Origin of the sequence: Pseudomonas sp. WS 5146 (assembly GCF_012985495.1) — a bacterium.
Taxonomy (GTDB): domain Bacteria; phylum Pseudomonadota; class Gammaproteobacteria; order Pseudomonadales; family Pseudomonadaceae; genus Aquipseudomonas; species Aquipseudomonas edaphica.
The window spans coordinates 1-17,722 of record NZ_JAAQWL010000017.1; the positions used below are offsets into that span (position 1 = coordinate 1).

Consider the following 17,722-nt stretch of genomic DNA (forward strand, 5'->3'; position numbering starts at 1 on the left):
CTGGGAGTCAACAACAAATGAACATGATTTGTCATCAAGCACAATGCGTGAACTTTACAGCCATACAATTCAGCAAGCACGGCTAATGTATCAATGTAAAAAATATAGTCTTCATCTGAATAAAAACACGCAGACCGATTGTTTCCCCGCTGAATAATGTGCAACGGGATATCCGGCAGTAAAACCCTAGGACGGCGAGCCATATAAACCCCTAACTGGATAAGAGCTTACAGCTTAACCGCCATTCAACAGGCCAACAGATTGGAATAATTACAAAAAATAAATCACATTTTTAAAGAGCAACTCTGCTTAACTCTAAAAAACAAAACCGTGGTCTGACCCCTATTTCCTTGAATTCAGACATTACTACCTCTACCGAGCTCTAGGATAAAATAGAGAAAATAGGGGTCAGGATCCCTCAGGGTCTGACCCCTATTTCTTCCGGGTCGGCATCCTTACTCATGCCGCCCGGCGCGATGGCCACCCTGGCGCCTCGCGCATAGCTGTAGACCGCCTGGCCAAACCACAACTGCACCAGCACCATGAGGAAAAAGCGCTTCCAGCTACCGTCAAATCGTAGAAAGCCATTGAGTAGCGCAGCCAGGAGTAAGACCACATACAAACGTGATCTGACCTCGATTACCCGCTCTACCACCCACCACGCCCGGACATAAAGGATTTCACATAATCCCACCGTGTAACTATCCAGTACACAGCAAATATTCCTGACAAGGGAAATCCAATCCAGATGAACACCCAGTTCGAATCTGTGCGAAGCAGTATACCAACCACTATGGCGACCATCATGCCGAAAAACGTACTCACCCCACACACCACCGCCAACAATGAAACTATCAGCAGCAGGGTATTTATAAGTTTACTTGCTCGCATCGACCGCCTCATTGTAAAGGCTATTGCCTTTCGCGCCCACGGACAGAAAATATAGCAACATTGCACCGCCATACGGCGCCTTTTTACCAAGAATAAATTGGTTATTATCAAACTTTCTGACCGTCACATCAAATATTGATTTTTTCTTGTTCAAACCATCAGCCAACCCCATCTTCAGAGGCACCTTTACAAACCCCGAACCAATTGATAACGCGAAATCTGCGGCACTATATATCACCGGCCCATATCCGCCAGGAATCTGATCAAAAGTTTGTTTAACATGATTATAACTGCCCTCTTCATTATTAACATGGTTATAAAGGGCTGAGGTGCCCTCCTCAATATTCCCTAATCCGAATACAATCATAGGCCCACCGAAAAAGCACCCGGCCACTGTGCCGCATAGAGTGCCCCCCGAGTAAACACTTGCCCCTCCCGTGACAGTCTTGGCGGTGTTAGCTACCACAGGAATGACATCACGCGTTCCCGCATCAAAAACCGAGTCAGTGAGCGAATAGTTAAACAGGCCTTTATCCCTTTGCGCATCTGCCCATTCAAGCTCATTACTCAGCCCGACCATATCGGCTTCACTCAAGTATGCATCGTGATACTCCTTGGTCCCTCGCTCCAGATGAGCCCAGCACTTGATGATGTAACACATGGCCTTTTCCAGGTTCGCTTCCGTGAAGTCACCTTTCTGAGCCTCAGCCTTGATCGCCGCCACCTCCGCCTCATGAGCTGCTCGATTATAGACTTCCACCGACATCGCGTTTCCTCCCGCGACAGCAGCACCTGAGGTACCTCGCCCAGAGCCAACCACGGCCCCGGCGCCTGCCGCGATTAAGAAATAGGGGGCAGACCACTATTCTTTTAACTCATACTTTTTTGGGCGTCCTGACACGCCCTGCGAAACTCTTTTACCTAATGCCTGCGCGATCTCGGACGCAAACTTCTGATCGCCCAAAACGTAATTACCGTTTATAGAAGATCGAATTTGTTCTATCAGCCCAAGTGAAAGTCGATCATTGAATATAGACCGGTAAGCTTCGGCTCGTTGCGCGGTGCCGCTACAGAATTCGTTATAAACAGCATGCGGACTTATAAAGCCTGATAGCTCGCCCTATGCGTTTGCCCTATAGCTGGTCCAGCGATAGTCGCCCGGATGAGCAACCATACCGGCTCTGACCGGGTTCATTTCGATATATCGATAGCAAGCTAAAACATAGTTGTCTTGTTGAACCAAACAGGAGCGGAAACGGCCTTCCCACAACGTGCCCGTTCGTTGATATGTTCGATTGACATATTGAACGTAGCGCTGCCCCAGTCCCTTCATAAGCAAGCCAGCCCCTGCGCAGCAGCTGGGAGTCAACAACAAATGAACATGATTTGTCATCAAGCACAATGCGTGAACTTTACAGCCATACAATTCAGCAAGCACGGCTAATGTATCAATGTAAAAAATATAGTCTTCATCTGAATAAAAACACGCAGACCGATTGTTTCCCCGCTGAATAATATGCAACGGGATATCCGGCAGTAAAACCCTAGGACGGCGAGCCATATAAACCCCTAACTGGATAAGAGCTTACAGCTTAGCCGCCCTTCAACAGGCCAACAGATTGGAATAATTACAAAAAATAAATCACATTTTTAAAGAGCAACTCTGCTTAACTCTAAAAAACAAAACCGTGGTCTGACCCCTATTTCCCTATTTCTCTACAAGTCCTTTCTCAACCATTTCTAAACGCATAATCATTGTTTAACCTTTGGCAGTAGTTTTAATTAAGAAAATAGGGGTCAGACCACTATTCTTTTAATGAGGTGTGCCATCAAGCGCAGAGCTTAGGGTAAATTTTTGGGGATCCCTCAGGGTCTGCCCCCTATTTCCCTTCAAACTTGCCGCTTAATTATCAAGGATAAACAAAGTCTATACTAATTTTAACTTCAACTAAATCCAAGGTCACCTCACAGCCACTCCACGCTGGCAGCCCTCCTGTAAGTTTATTCTCAACATACCAACTACGCAGCTCTGTTAAAAGAGCTAAAATATCTGTATTGGCTCGCCCGCCTGCCGTGAACCAGGCAACGTTACCTTGTTTATCAATGTAGTCATACTCATACTCACAGCTATCTAGCTCTTGGGATAGCTGTGCACGCATTATAATTTTACATGCTCCATCGGGAGCAATCTGAAATAAAATGCTCCCAATGTCATTGTAGATATCATCATCACTACGCATCAATTTCCACCCGGTGAGTTTTTAAATACAATCTCTTTTGGACGAGCACCGCCTATTGAATACTTCACATTAAAGCTATCTGGCCGAACACTTTTACCAGAATACACAGGCTCAATCTTCACGCTAACCTGTTTGCCCTCCTTAAGTGCGGACGCCCATGTATTCTCCATAGTTTTCCAAGTACCTTTATTCAAGTTTCCATTCATGGGAAGGAGGTTCAATCTCTCCCCAGGTCCGTTGAATATACTAGCAATCAAGTGCCCACCCTCCTCCCCAGTGACACCGCACTTTCCTGCCACACATTGCTGATATGTATTCCGATCATTTTTAGTCAATGAAAGATTTGACTCGACTTTCTCAACGAGAAAAAAAGGGGACAGATTTATTTAAGTAAAAAAGAACTCAAAAATTTAAATAAATCCGGCCCCTTTTTCCAGGCTTAACAGCGTCAACTGACCGCGACAGGGCGGCTGACGAGTTGCCCTGTTAACGGTGAGGCAGTGAGTAGGTGCGGGCCACGCTTGGGCAGTAAAAGTGGCCTGTCGCCTATGCAGCCTTGGCGCTGCGCGAAAAGCATCGTGAAAAGGGACATATTTATTTAAGTAACAAAGCACTCGGTGAGTTAAATAAATCCGTCCGCTTTTTCCTACTGCAAACCTGCGGCCTCCACTCTATGTCCTTTGACTTATCAGCGCCATCCAATAATCGTACGTTTCTCGAAGTCGAGCGCTCGTTCTTGAGCCGTCAGCAAGGCCACATGCGAATGCGTTAACCACGCGCACCGGATTGGTGGGGAGTCTCCCGGAGGCGGAGATAACAGGCTGGCCATAATCCGCTTGCTTTTTATTCCCTTTCAACTGAGCCCACGTAAGTAATGGATTATTTCTGACGGCGACCTCACCATAATACATACCCACTAAAACAGCCAAAGACCTTTCTTCATCGGACATATCAGATACCTCAACGCACGTCGCACTGGCCACTGAGTCCTCAGCGAGTGTGCCGCCATTTGACGACCGGTTGACTTTTGTCACTTGAGAAGTCAACCACTCTGCTAATAGATCCAGAGACTCCGGGGAGAAATCTGCACGCCAATCCTCATACCCAGGCGTCTGCCGCACTGCTTGAATTAATTCATCTAAGCAGTAGGGTTTGTTAAGCATGAACCCCTCATAAAAACCATTGAGTTCCTTCGTGCTCATAGACGCAAAGGCTGTTGTAACTGGCGTATAGGCTGTTGTGAATTTCACTATTAATGCACCTTTATCTTAATGCCCGCCTTGATCAGGTGAAGAGGGGACAGATTTATTTAATTAACAACAAACTCGGAAAATTAAATAAATCTGCCCCCTTATTCCCCATATATGGAGGAAATCTTGAACGATCCTCTCTTTCAAAAAGACCCCCCATCCAGACCTCTGGGTTACGCTGCCTATACTTCCGCCACTCAAGTGCATCCAAGTCATGAAGAATATTTAGCAGCTCGCCTTCCGAGTCTAAAATCCTAGTCACACCCATTACTTTAACCCCTTCAACTTATCAAAGATTGACACTCCGCTTGGGTTGATATTTTTAATATGCTGCTCCCAATCCACTTTAGGGATAGGGTTGGACGATATCCGGGGTCAAAGGGGACGGATTTATTTAATCGACCCATCTGGGGTTTTTTTAAATTTAATATTTAAATAAATCTGTACCTTTTAAGTCACTTTACGTCAATACATACGAGAGAAATGCTCATCAATAGAACTTCCAGACCAAAAACTCACATCTGAAAATTCCAGACTATCAGAAACAACAACTATCCCCCTAAGCTCAAAAGGAATATCTTCTATACCAGCCTTAACGCTAGGGACTAAGTAGCGAAAATAGTCTCCCATTTTAGACTCTCCATCATAACCGGAAGGGAAGTCCTCCCCAGGCACACTACCTTCTATAGCATGGTATATATAGACACCTTTAATTGCTGGAAGGTTATATTCTGTCAGCCTGGCTTGAAGTGAAGATCGATCCGCTATCCATCGTTCCACTTCAGCCCTAGAGTCTAGGTGACGATATGCACAGGCAGAGTACAAATCAAGAATTGTTTTACCGTTTTTAGCTTTCGAATATTCTTCGTAATCACCAGACTCTTCCCACAAGTACTCACTTAAGCTATCAAGCTTCTGCTCCACAGCTGTAACTTCCAACAAAACCTTTGGTAACGATCCAAAACAGTTATTCACCATGACGGCAATAGCACCGGCTTTGTCCATCGCAAACCAAGTAACAATTTCTCCAAATCCTGGAACCCATTGTTCATCAATAACCATCATTTATTCCCCGGCCAAGTCACCTTACAATTCGGGCATGTTTCTATAATTGCTTTAGGGGTGGGAAATAGGGGTCAGACCACTATTCTTAAACTTTTAACACACACTTTTTCGGGCGTCCCGACACGCTCGGTGAAACTCTTTCACCTACTATCTGCGCAATCTCTGACGCAAACTTCTGATCGCCCAAAACATAATTGCCGTTTGTAGAAGATCGGATTTTTTCTATCAACTCAGGTGAGAGCCGATCCAGGAATGTTGACCGGTAAGCTTCGGCTCGTTGCGCGGCGCCGCTACCTAAGTCGCTATAAACTGCATGCGGGCTTATAAAGCCTGATAGCTCGCCCTGTGCGTTTGTTCTATAACTGGTCCAACGGTAGTCGCCCGGATGAGCAACCATACCCGCTCTGACCGGGTTCATTTCGATATATCGATAGCAAGCTAAAACATAGTTGTCTTGTTGAACCAAACAGGAGCGGAAACGGCCTTCCCACAACGTGCCCGTACGTTGACATGTTCGATTGACATATTGAACGTAGCGCTGCCCCAGCCCCTTCATAAGCAGGCCGGCCCCTGCGCAGCAGGTGGGAGTCAACAACAAATGAACATGATTTGTCATCAAGCACAATGCGTGAACTTTACAGCCATACAATTCAGCAAGCACGGCTAATGTATCAATGTAAAAAATATAGTCTTCATCTGAGTAAAAACACGCAGACCGATTGTTTCCCCGCTGAATAACATGCAACGGGATATCCGGCAGTAAAACCCTAGGACGGCGAGCCATATAAACCCCTAACTGGATAAGAGCTTACAGCTTAGCCGCCCTTCAACAGGCCAACAGATTGGAATAATTACAAAAAATAAATCACATTTTTAAAGAGCAACTCTGCTTAACTCTAAAAAACAAAACCGTGGTCTGACCCCTATTTCCAACTATTTCCCCCACAATCAAACAGAAAATGGCCTGCCACTATTTCACGCTCGATCTTGTATACCTGTCACAGATTTCAGAGTACTTAATGGTCACAGAATTAACATCATCAACAACACAATTCCATTTTTTACCAAACTCGTACGCCAACCATAAATACATTTCCATCGACCCTTTTGAGTGTCCCAACTGCATTTCAATCATTGTCCTCGGTGTGGCACCCAACAAAGTTTCCCAATCGAGAATATCTTGCGCATCATAAAAACCTATGAACTTTTCGGAGGTGAGTAATGACACATACAAAGTGGCCTCACCCCAGCTCAATACTCCACGACTACGTTTACCCGCGCTGACGACTCCACCTATAGCGTGGAGAAAATCAGCGAACGCGTCTTCATCAATTGCCACGTCCGATATAATTGATGCTGAGTTGCTCACAGCTATAACCCCCCTTTTTTGGCTCCATACTCGAATAACTCGTCGACGCTATTAATTACTTTAACCCCTACCTTTTCATAAGCTTTGATCTGCTGCGGCTTAACCACGTTCGGAGCAAAAAGTATGACTTCTTTACGATCAGGGTTAAGCATAGTGTTATTTTGTAACTTCTGTAACTGTTCGATTTTTCCAGGCTTCGGACTGCTGGCAACCTCAATGATAAAACGAGGTGTTTCAGCGTCAATCTCGCCAATCCCCACAGGCTTCCCATCAACAAAACCAGATCTGAATTTGCTTTGATAATCCAAAAGCATCCCTTTTTCGCTCAATGCCCTTCCAACTTGCCCCTCTAAAACCTCTCCCGTGACATCTGATTTAAGTGCCAAGTCAATTTCATTATCAAATCTTCCTGGAACAACCGTAATAGGTCTCCCGGCTAACCCAGCTTCGTTATCAGCTGCGCCAGCCCAATTTTTGCCCGCAATTAGCTCACCGGACTTAGCCGCACCGTTTAACTCGGCACCTGATGCAAGCCTCTTAATCGCAATGCTCTCTAAAATAAGTTCGAAAACAGTCTTGGCACCCCGTGCCGCCGGCACCACAGCCGCCAGAATGTCGAGTTCAGGCGTGACGTCTTTAGTCCCCTTGATCGCAATATCCGCCAACCGCTGCGATGCATCCGCAACACTCGACTCATACGTCGACAACCCCGATAGTTCGTTTTGGTGCTGAGCCGTCTGCTCTTGACCGTACTGCCGCCATTGATCGTAGACCGCCCCGGGGCCGTAAACATTTGCCGCATTAAAAAGGGTCGGGTCGTTTTTCTGACTCTCTGTAGCACCGAAGGCATAGACCTTCTCGCCCTTGACCATGATGGGCGTGCCATCTTTCCAGGTCAGCGGAATTTCCTGTGCGGCTAACTGGGCAACAATTCCCTTGGCAGTGTTCAAATCCTCCATGAATCGCTCGGACTCGGTGTCCTTGCCCTTGGATTGCTGCACCAGTGCATTCAAGCGTGCTTCGTCAGCTTTATCGACCGCACCGCCTGCGGCAATCATCAGCAAATCAATCCAACGTGTACTGGACTCAGCCTTGCCCCGCGTTTCCAGCTCTTCGGCCTTCTTCTCCAGAATTGGCACTTCCTGGGTCTTGTGCAGGCGGCGGTTGAATACTTCAACACTATTAGCCGTTCCACCAGCCACTATCGAACCGTTTACGCCATTGCCAGCACCTACAACAGTGCCCACACCCGCCGCAATCAAAGACGCCAGCGCATCTTGATCCGTGCCCTTGATTTGGTTTTTTTCCAAAGCATCTGTGATCGCCGGTATCAACGCGGCTGATGCACCTGCACCTAGTGCACCGCTTTGAGGGCTACCGCTGGACAGCCCAATTGCCGCGCCAGCCAACGCATGCAACATCACGCGCGCCGCACCACCCTCGGCCCACGCGGCACGCGTGGCCGCATCAGATTTCGGATCTATGGATCTGGCCTGAGCGTAGTCGCCTATCTTTTTAAAGATGTCACTGGAGGACGTATTGGCAACAATCCCTACGGCTGTAGTTCCCGTCGCTCCGCCTAACCCTGCTGCGATCAAACCGGTGGCGATATCGGCCATCACACGTTTGTCACCACCCACCTGCCAGCCCTTGGCATCCAGATATGCCGCGTTTGCCGCCAGTGCGGTTTGCTCAGCATCGGGTGAGCCCGCCTTGGCCTGATCATCTGCCTGCTTGCTCAATGCTGCGGCTTTGTTCGCCTTGGCTTCGGCAACTTTGTTGATCACGGTGCTCGACAGTTGCGCCGAGCTTTGGATCAAGTCGATCCGCTCTTGCATGGCCTTTTCGTCGGGCCGGTCGAGCGCCTTGTTGGCGTTGGCGGTGTCACGGTTCAAGCCGACCAGGTCATTGGCCCCCGCCGCGTTCCTTACCTCGATTGTTCCCGGGCTGACGGCGCTGCGGGTTTTGTTGCTGTCGGATTCCTTGAGCAGCAACGGAATCGTGCCGCCCACGCCCGAGCGCGCATCGGTGAACCCTGCTGTCGCGCCGGAATAGCTCAAGCTCGCGGCTTGGCTTTTGATGTCACTGTTGTTTTTGATATCGCTGACCAGCAGGCGATCAGTACTCAGGTAGTTCTTGTCGTTGCTGGCTTCGCTGGCGATTACCGCGCCCTGAAGCGTGGTGTTTTTACCCACATTGATGTCATAGCCACCCTTGCCGGCATAAAGGCCGGTTTGCTGGGTCACCGCGTTGTAATCGCTGTTCATTTTGTTGCCGGCGATATTCGCGGAGCCTGAAACCATGGAGCCCAGGCAGAAAGGTGGCACGCAAATGCTCACGCCAACACCGCCACTGGTTTGCTTGTTCTTCTGGCTCGCTTCGTCCTGGCGAGAGGCGATGTTCAAGTTGCCGCCAACCTGCGCCTTAATAGCATCGGCATGCACCTGCGCGCCTGCCAGTGTTGTGTCCTGGCCACTCTTGAGGACGAGAAGACCCGTCTCCACCGTACTATTGACTTGGGTGACTTCATGGCCGGTTCCCATACCCTTGGCCATCTGCGCACCCAGGTCCAGCACGAAGCCGCTCTGTTCACCGAAACTGAGGCTCACACCGATGCTGGTCTTGTTGTTTTTATTCTGGTTGTCCCAGTTCTTACGGTCCTGAGCGCTTTCCAGGATGACGTCGTTCTTAGCCTGCAACAGCGTGTCTTTGGCTTTGATGCTGCTGCCGATCACATGCAGGTCACCTGCGGTGCCCGGTGCATCGCCGGTTGCCACGATCGCCAGGCCACCACCACTGTTGAGAGTCGATTGCTTCACCGTCTCGGCGTTGTACTCGCTGGTGCTTTTCTTGCGGGTATTCGCGAGTTCAGTACCAATCTTGAACACCGACCCTTTGCTGTTGGCGGGCTTGCCGTCTGAATCGTTGGCCGCTTCATTGCCGCCACCCAAAGCATCGTAGACCGAGAGCGCCGCTTGAGCCCCTTTGACGGCCTTCAGACGGCTGTCGTCGGCCTTTTGAACGGCCTGCACATCGTTACGAATACTCTTGTAGGTGTCGACCACCACACCACCGATCACCCTCCCTACCGCCAAGTTCTTGGAGCTGTCCTGACTCGTTTGGTTAGCCGTTTCTGTTCCGGCCGCAATGGTGACATTAGAGCCATTGAGCGACATATCTTTGGTGCTCACCAGATCACTGGCAATCACCTTCAGTTCACGCCCGGCGACCAGACTTACATTGCCGGCGCTGGACCCGACGGTGCTGCCCGTCAACGTCGTTTCGTTGGCTGTGCCGTTGTGTTTCTGGCTATTGATGAACAAATGTTGATTGCCGGTGGCGTCATCCAGACCCAGCTTGTTGCCAGTCAACACACCCGTGAGGTCGCGATTTTTTTCTTTGTGCATGTCGGTGCGCGAGAACGTGTTCTGCGCGGCATCAATAGTCAAATCACGCCCGGCCTGCACAGCCAGATCACCCGTGCTCACCAAGGATGAACCAGTGACTTTGACGTCCCGTCCGCTGGCAACGCTTACCGTATCGCCGGACACCATACTGCCGACGGCGGTAGTGCGTTTCTCGTCGACTTTGTCTTCAACCTTGCTCGACTTGAACCCGCCCCAACTGCTTTTGCTTTCTTTGCGTTCGTGACGGGCGTTGTCGGAGTTAGTGACCGCAAGAATGCTGACGTCCTGGCCTGCGACCAGTTGCGCAGCGCCTTTGTCGGCAGTGACGGCGCTGCCGGCCAGCAACAGGTTTGCACCCGCCACGACGGTGCTGTTGGTGCCCGCGCTGACCAGGCTGCCGACATTGTTGATGGCGGATGTCTCATCCAGACGGAATTTCTTCCCGGACGAGGTCTTCTTGGTTTTGCTGTAGAAGCTGTAGTCCTGATTTTCAGCCGCCTTGAGGGCAAGGTCGTTACCCGCAACCAGGTACGCTTCTTTGCCCGCGTCCACTTGGCTGGCCACCAGTTGCAGGTTCTGCCCGGCGCTCAGGGTGGCGTCACCGCCAGCCTTGAGCACGGTCGATACCTGCTGAACATGGTCTTCAACACTGGTGACCTTCTTGGAATTAAACGCCGAATGCTGTTCATTCGCCGCCGACGCCAGGTTCACATTGCCCTTGGCTACCAGCGCCAGATCACGCGTGGCATTCAACTGGCTGCCGATGGCGCTGATGTCCCGCGCAGCCACCACCTGGAAGTCGCGACCGGCCTCGATCACGGTGCCGTACTGGTTTGCGCTGCTGCTGCGCATGTAGGTGCTGACGGCATTGGCGTTGCGTTGTTCGGCGGTGGCCAGGTTTACATCGCGCCCGGCTTGAACGCCCAGGTCGGCGCCGCTTTTGAAGGCGCCGCCGGTGCTGTTGACGTCGCGGCCGGCTTGCAGGGTCAGGCTGTTGGCGGCCTCGATGCGCGCAGCGTTGTCAACGAAGTCGGTGCGCTCGGTGCGGTAGCCGCTGCTGCTCTGGTGGCTGGTGACGGTGCGTTCGTTGAGCACATCGCCATTTACCGCGCGCACGCTGACGTCGCGCCCGGCGATGATGCCGCCGGCGCGGTTGGTGAGGGTGTTGCCGGCGAGCAGGTCGAGGCGGTTGCCCGCTTGCACGAGGCCGCCGTTGACCATGTTGCGCCCGGCGCTGGCCGCCAGGTTGTTGGTGGCGCGCAGGGTGCCGACGTTGTTGAGGTCGGTGCCGCTGACCAGGTTCAGGTCGCTGCCGGTGATGAGTGCGCCGTTGGGCGCCAGGCGGTTGTTGGCCTGGGCCAGGTAGAGCACGGGCACCAGCACTTGCTGGCCGGCGACGGTGGCGTTTTCCATCCACACGATGTCGTGGGTCAGGGCCGCCACTTGCTCGGCGGTGAGGCTCACGCCTACGGCCAGGTTTAGCGCCTGTTTGGTGCCGATGGCGTTGTCCATCAGGTACTTGAACATCGCTGTGTCGCTGGTCTGGCCATCGATGAAGCGCTGGCCGGTACGGGCGATCACGGCTTGCTGGATCAGGCGCTGTTCATACAGGCCGTCACCCAGGCGCTTTTGTGCCTGGTCCGGGTCGTAGCCCAGTTTGGACAGCATGTAATCGGAGCTTAAGAACTGGCTGAGGTTGGTCAGCAGCGGGTTGGTTTCGATCAGGTATTTCTGTGGGTTGGAGACGAACTGGCTGTCTGGCAGGCCTTGCACGCGGTTAATCACCACGCCGTCGGCCGAGGTGCCGCTGCCGGGCACGACCGGGCCGGTAACCGGCGTGCGGTCGACGCTGCCGCCGCCCAAGGTCCAGCCTTGCGGGCCGGTGCTGGCAGGCGCGCTGGCGCTCTGGCCACTGAGGCGGAACAGCCCGCCCTGGCCGGTGGGCAAGGTGAAGCCGGGCAGGCTCAGCGGGTTGATCTGCTGTTGGGCCAGGTCCGGCGGCAGTTGCTGGTTGAGGGTCACGCGGGTGGAGTAACCGGCTGCGCCACTGGCACCGGTGGCGTCGGTGGTGGTTTTGGCACCTGCGCCGATGTAGCTATAGCCCAGGCGTACCACGCTGTTGTCGATGCCGGCTTGCGCTTTGACGTCTACCGCGCCGCCTGCCTGAATCACGGCGGCGTAACGTTGGTCATCGCTGGCGATTTTGGTGACTTTGCCGAACTGGGTGCGCTCGATCTCCATCATGCCGATGAAGTTGGCCACGGTAGCTTCAAGGCCGCCGAGGTCATTGGGATTGTAACCGGCGCTTTTGTACCAGTATTTGTTGGTGAGTGCGGCGGCGGCACTGAACCAGCCTTCAGGGTGCTTGGTGCGCTTTGACGTGAAAAGACGATAGGTCTCGGTCTCGCCGGTTTCGATGCCGGTGTTGACCAGGTTGTTCAGGCGCGCGGTGAAGTTACCGCCGGCCGCGATCGAGCTGCTGCTGTTGAGCAGGTCGCCGCCCGCCAGGGTCATGTTACCGCCCGAGGTGATGCTCGAACCGGCACTGGCGGCGGTCACTTCCAGTTTGTCGCGTGTCACCAGTTCCCACACGTAGTTGCGCGGTGTGCCACCGGCGTGGCAGTCACCGGCGTTGACGTACTCGATGCACGTGCCTTGGGTGGCCGAGGCTGTGTAGACACCCGCATCGTTGACGTCGAGTACCGCCCGTTCGTTTTTGATCGAGTTGGCGGACAAGCTGAGGTTGCCGTCACTCTGGATCGTGGATGAGCTGTTGAGGATGCTGCTTGCCAGGCCGCCCTTGCCGTCGCGGTCGACGCTGAGGTTGCCCAGGCTGTAGACGTCGGCGTAGCTGTTGTTCAACGCGTCCACACGCAGGCTCATGTCGCCGCCGCTGAAGATCAGGCCGTGGTCATTGAGCAAGGCGCCGGTGGTGGCGACCAGTCGCTGGCCGCTGCCCAGGGTCGCGTAGTTGTTGAGTGTGCCGGCGTTGACCACCAGGTCGGTAGCGGCGGTGAGGCGCCCGCGGTTGTTGAGCGTGCCGGCGATGTTGGCGGTGGTGACGCCGCCGCCGGCAATGCTGGCCGTGTCGCTCAGGCTGGCTTGTGCGGCATTGAGGTTGAGGTTGCCCAGGCTGCTGATGCGCCCGCTGCTGTTGAGGGCGCCGCTCAAGGTCAGGTCGAGCGCGCCGTCGCTGGCGATCAGGCCGTGGGTGGTCCAGTTGGCGCCATTGCCGATAAAGCGTCGCGCGCCGAGCAGTTGGCCGGTGGCGGTCTGGTCGAGGCTGTCGACGTTAACGGTGAGTTGCCCGGCCTGGATCACGCTGCTGTTGGTCCAGTTGCCCTGGGTGATGGTCAGGTCGCCACGGGTGACCAGGCTGCCGCCCACGTCGTTGAGGTTGGCCGGGGCAATGCCGAAGTTGCCGGTGCCCACGTGCAGTACGTTGCCGCCCAGGTTCTGGAAGCTACCGGCGTTGAGGGTCAGGTCGTTGTTGGCGGTTTCCAGCACGCCGTTGCGGTTGTCGAACAGGCCACCGATGGCGAATTCGGTGGTGCCCGCCGTGCCCAGCGCACGCAGGCGCCCGGTCTGGTTATCGAGGCTCGCGGCACGCACCTTGAGGGTGCTTTCGCTTTCGATGATGCCCAGGCGGTTGTTGAGCGCGCCGCTGAGGTCCAGGTCGATCTGTTGGCCAGCAATCTGGCCGTCGTTGTCGCCGCTGTTATCGAAGTCATGCCCGACCACGCGCATCAGGCCTTTGGCATACAGCCCGCCGTTGCGGTTGTCGAAATTGCGGGTGGTGACCAGTGCGTTGCCGCCCTGCGCCGCGATGCGCCCGCCATAGTTGTCTACGCTGCCGGCTTGCAGGTTGAGGCTTTGCCCCTGCATCACGCCGCCCTGGCGGTTGTTGTTGAGGTCGTAACCGTTGCGCAGCACGCCGACCACTTGGGTTTGCAGCGCGGCCTTGAGGCTGGCGAGGGTGCCGCCACGGTTGTCGAGGCTGGCCGCGTTGATATTCAGGTCACCGGCCTGGGCGATCAGTTTGCCGCTCTGGTTATCCAGCGTGTCGGCCACGTTGGCGGTCATGCCGCCCTGGCTTTGCACGGTGCCTTTGCCATTGTCCAAACGGTTGGCCGTGAGGCTGAGGTCGGCGTTCTGGCTGTAGATCAAGCCGTCGTTGCCGTTCTGCACCAGGCCGCTGGCGGTGAGGCTCAAGCGGTCGTTGGCGGCCAGGGTGCCACGGTTGCGGTTATCCAGGCCGCCGGCCAGCAGGGTCAACAGGCCCTGGCTGGCAATCTGGCCGCCCTGGTTGTTGATCTGCGCCGCGCGGCTGATCAGCAGCGGGCCGCCGCTGGCCAGTTTGCCGTTGGTGTTGGTCAGGGTCGCGAGCAGGTCGAGGGTGGTGGCGGTGCCGCCACTGATGCTGCCGGCGCTGTTGTCCAGGTTTTGCGTAGTCAGGCTCAGGGCCGCGCCGCTGTCGATCACGCCGCCCTGGGCGTTGTTCAGCAAGCCGCCGACGGTAAGCGTCTGCCCGGCCGCGCTGGAGAGTACGCCTTTGTTGCTGTTATCCAGTTCGCCGGCATTAACGGTCAGCGCTTTCTGGCTCACCAGTGCCCCGCCTGCGCTGTTGAGCAGGCTGGCGGTCAGCGTGGCATTAAGGTCGCCGTAACGGCTGGACAAGGTGCCGCCGTTGCGGTTGTCCAGGTTCGCGCCGCTGACCGTCAAACCCTGCCAGCCGGACATCAGGCCATTCTGGTTGATCAGGTTTTCGGCATTGAGCACCAGCAGGTTATTGCTGATCAGTTTGCCGTTGCTGTTGTTCAACGTGCGGCCGCTGAGGTTCAGAGTTTGCGCGCTGGAGAGTTCGCCTCCCTGGTTGCTGAGGTCACGCAGGTGGTTGATGGAGAGGTTGCCAGCGGTGGTGATCAGGCCACCCGCGTTGTTCAGGTCGCCGGTGGCGGTGCCGAAGTCCAGGGCAATCGCGCTGCCCAGCAGCGAGCCGTTCTGGTTGTCCAGCGCGGCGCTGTTGAGCGTCAGCGTATTGCTCGCGTTGAGCAGGCCCTGGTCGCGGTTGGTGAGGCGGCCAGCCACGTTGAGCAGCGTGTCGCCACGGCTGGTGAGGGTGCCGCCGCTGTTGTCGAGGTCGGTGGCGTGGGCGTCAACCGAGGCGGCGGCAATCATGCCTTTGACGTTGGCCAGGGCCTGGCCGATGCGCAGGGTCAGCGCGGCGTTGCTCAGCAGTTTGCCGCTGCTGTTGTCGAGGTTGTCGGCGGTGAGTGTGAACGCCTGGCTGCCGGAGATTTCGCCGCCCTGGTTATGCACGTTCTTGAGGTTGTTGAGCATCAACAGCGGCGCGTTGATCAGCCCGCCCTGGTTATTGAACTCGCCACGGTGCAGGTCCAGCGTCAGCGCCTCGGCGCTGGTGATCTGGCCGCCTTGCTGGTTGTTGAGGTCGGCAGTGCCAAGGGACAGGGCCTGGCGCGCACTCAGGGTGCCGTTCTGGCTGTTGTCGACGCTTGCGGCGTTGAGTATCAGGCTGCCATCGGTGACCAGCCGCCCGCCTCGGTTGTCCACCGCGCCGAGTGCGCTGAGGGTCAGCGGCCCGGCGCTGGAGAGCGTGCCGCCGCCGTTGGCCAGCGTGCGCGCGGTGATGCTCAGCAGCCCTTCGCTGCTGATCAAACCCTGGTTGCGGTTAAGCAGTTGGTCGACATTCAAACCTGCACCGGCGCCAGCAATCAGCAGCCCGCCGTCGCTGTTATCCAGTTGCGTAGCGGTCACCACAACGCCCGCACGGCTGGACAGCTCGCCGTTGCGGTTGTCGATGTTGGCGACATTGACCTGCACACCACCCACGCCTGCGACCAAGCCTTTTTGGCGGTTGTCGAGGCTATTACCGGCCACGCTCACCGTGCCTTGGCTGGTGACCAACCCGGCTTGGTTGTTGAGGCTGCCGACGTTGAGGCTGAGCGCATTGCCCGCCGTGATCAGGCCTGCGACGTTATCGAGGGTCGCGACCGTCAGCGCTGCAGTGTCGAGGCTTGAGAGCTCACCGCCCTGGTTATGCAGCTCACCGACGACGACGGTCAGCGGCCCGTTGCTGGTGACCAACCCACCTTGGGTGTTCTGCAGGCGATCAGCGGTGATGGCCAGGCCGCCGTTGCTGAGAATGCGGCCTTTGTTCTGGTTATCGACTGTGGCAGCGGTAATTTGGGTGTGTTGTTTGGCACCCAGTGTGCCGCCCTGGTTGTTCAACGCTTGGGCATCCACGCTCAACGCGCGGCTGGCAATCACACTGGCGCCGGTGTTGGTGACGGCCTTGCCGCGCAGGCTCACATCGCCTGTGGCGTTGCGAGTGTTGTCGGCGTTGACGCCGGCTTCGATGATGTCGCCATTGGTCAGCGTGCCGCCGCTGGACAGCGCAATGCGGTCACGGGCGGCCAGGCTCTGGCGGTTAGTGAGGTCGCCCTGGGTGTTCACGTTAAGGGCTGTACCGGCATACACCGGCCCTTTGGCGTCCAGGCTTGCGGCGTTGATGTTGACCGCGCCGCTGGCGGCGGTTTGCGCCATGCTCAAATGCCCATTGGCATCGAGCTGGATATCACCACCACTGGCCGCCAGCGTGCCGTCGAGCTTCACGCCCACACCGGCTTCGGTGCCCACCAGTTTGATCGCACCGGCGTACATGCCGCCCAAGGCGCTGGAGTCGATGGCCAGCTCGGGCTTGGCGCTGCCGTCGTCGGCACGGGCGGTGGCTTTCAGGCTTTTGGCGTCGACGTCGTTGCGCCCGGCGACCACGGCCAGTTCACGGGCGTTGATTTGCGCGTTGATCTTGGCCGAGCGGGTAATGATTTCGAAGCGGTCGACGTTGCTGGCGTTCAGGCCTTCGCCGTCGATGGTCACGGCGCCGCCGTCCACTTGGTAGTGGTCCAGGCGACCGACGTTGTCCATCATCGGCTTGCCGGTGGTCAGGGTCACGTTGGGCGTGTTGATAAACCCGCAGCCGCTGCACGTGATGCCGTAAGGGTTGGCGACGATGACTTTGGCCGACTGCCCCGCTACTTCGGTGTAACCGCGCAGCTGGCTCGGGCTGCCGCCGTTGACTTCGTTGAGGATAACGTTGGCCGCGCCGCCCTTGAGGTTGGGGTTGCCGACGATGTAACCGCCCAGCTGGGTGTTCTGCAGCGCGCCAGTGGCGTTGTTGAGGATCACGCCGTTGGGGCCGACGTTGTAGTCCTTGAACTGGTTGTGGGACAAGCCACTGCCATTGGGGGTGGCGATGTTCACCACCGGCACGCCATTGCCGGCCTGGCCGACGCTGGTGGCCGGGTTGCTCACCACAATGCCTTCGGCCTGGGCCAGCAACGGCTGCCAGAACAGCGCGTTGACCAGGATCAGCACCAGGCCGCGCTTGGGCAGGCCGAAGAACGCGTCGCGGCGCTTCAAGGCAGCAGAAGGTTGGCGGGCCAGAAAGGCAAAGTGGCGAACATCCATGGTCAAATTCTC

11 protein-coding genes are annotated in these 17,722 nt (G+C 55.4%); all 11 read right to left on the minus strand.

Going from position 1 to position 17,722, the window contains the following annotated elements; translation table 11 throughout:
- Positions 1-203: transposase (locus HBO41_RS28335; protein WP_169988622.1), on the minus strand; the 203-nt coding region annotated here is incomplete at its 3' end.
- 215 nt (positions 204-418) lie between these two features.
- Positions 419-616: a hypothetical protein gene (locus HBO41_RS28340; RefSeq protein WP_156526240.1), complete on the minus strand. Its 198-nt coding sequence runs from the start codon at positions 614-616 to the stop codon at positions 419-421.
- Between the two features lie 261 nt (positions 617-877).
- Positions 878-1,657, minus strand: a complete 780-nt coding sequence (locus HBO41_RS28345; protein WP_017135224.1) for a DUF4225 domain-containing protein — start codon at positions 1,655-1,657, stop codon at positions 878-880.
- A gap of 354 nt (positions 1,658-2,011) precedes the next feature.
- The gene (locus tag HBO41_RS29620) at positions 2,012-2,452 is read right to left on the minus strand and encodes a transposase (protein WP_256349324.1); all 441 of its coding nucleotides are present in this window, start codon (positions 2,450-2,452) and stop codon (positions 2,012-2,014) included.
- Between the two features lie 349 nt (positions 2,453-2,801).
- Positions 2,802-3,131 (minus strand): hypothetical protein, encoded by a 330-nt coding sequence (locus HBO41_RS28355; protein WP_017135223.1) that lies wholly within the window; start codon positions 3,129-3,131, stop codon positions 2,802-2,804.
- Positions 3,131-3,517 carry a DNA/RNA non-specific endonuclease gene (locus tag HBO41_RS29715; protein ID WP_346342995.1) on the minus strand — a complete coding sequence of 129 codons (387 nt, stop codon included), beginning with the start codon at positions 3,515-3,517 and terminating at the stop codon, positions 3,131-3,133. Before HBO41_RS29715 ends, HBO41_RS28355 begins: the two co-directional genes overlap by 1 nt.
- Positions 3,518-3,802: 285 nt before the next feature.
- Positions 3,803-4,381 carry a hypothetical protein gene (locus tag HBO41_RS28365; RefSeq protein ID WP_169988624.1) on the minus strand — a complete coding sequence of 193 codons (579 nt, stop codon included), beginning with the start codon at positions 4,379-4,381 and terminating at the stop codon, positions 3,803-3,805.
- Between the two features lie 465 nt (positions 4,382-4,846).
- Positions 4,847-5,443: a hypothetical protein gene (locus HBO41_RS28370; RefSeq protein WP_262380555.1), complete on the minus strand. Its 597-nt coding sequence runs from the start codon at positions 5,441-5,443 to the stop codon at positions 4,847-4,849.
- Between the two features lie 88 nt (positions 5,444-5,531).
- Entirely contained in the window at positions 5,532-6,230 is a 699-nt protein-coding gene (locus HBO41_RS28375) for a transposase (protein ID WP_169988628.1), read from the minus strand.
- A 186-nt stretch (positions 6,231-6,416) separates the two neighbouring features.
- Complete coding sequence (locus HBO41_RS28380) at positions 6,417-6,815, minus strand: hypothetical protein (protein ID WP_169988630.1); 399 nt, start codon at positions 6,813-6,815, stop codon at positions 6,417-6,419.
- A 2-nt stretch (positions 6,816-6,817) separates the two neighbouring features.
- A complete protein-coding gene (locus HBO41_RS28385) occupies positions 6,818-17,710 on the minus strand; it encodes a hemagglutinin repeat-containing protein (protein ID WP_169988632.1) in 10,893 nt (3,630 codons plus the stop codon).
- Positions 17,711-17,722: the final 12 nt, after the last annotated feature.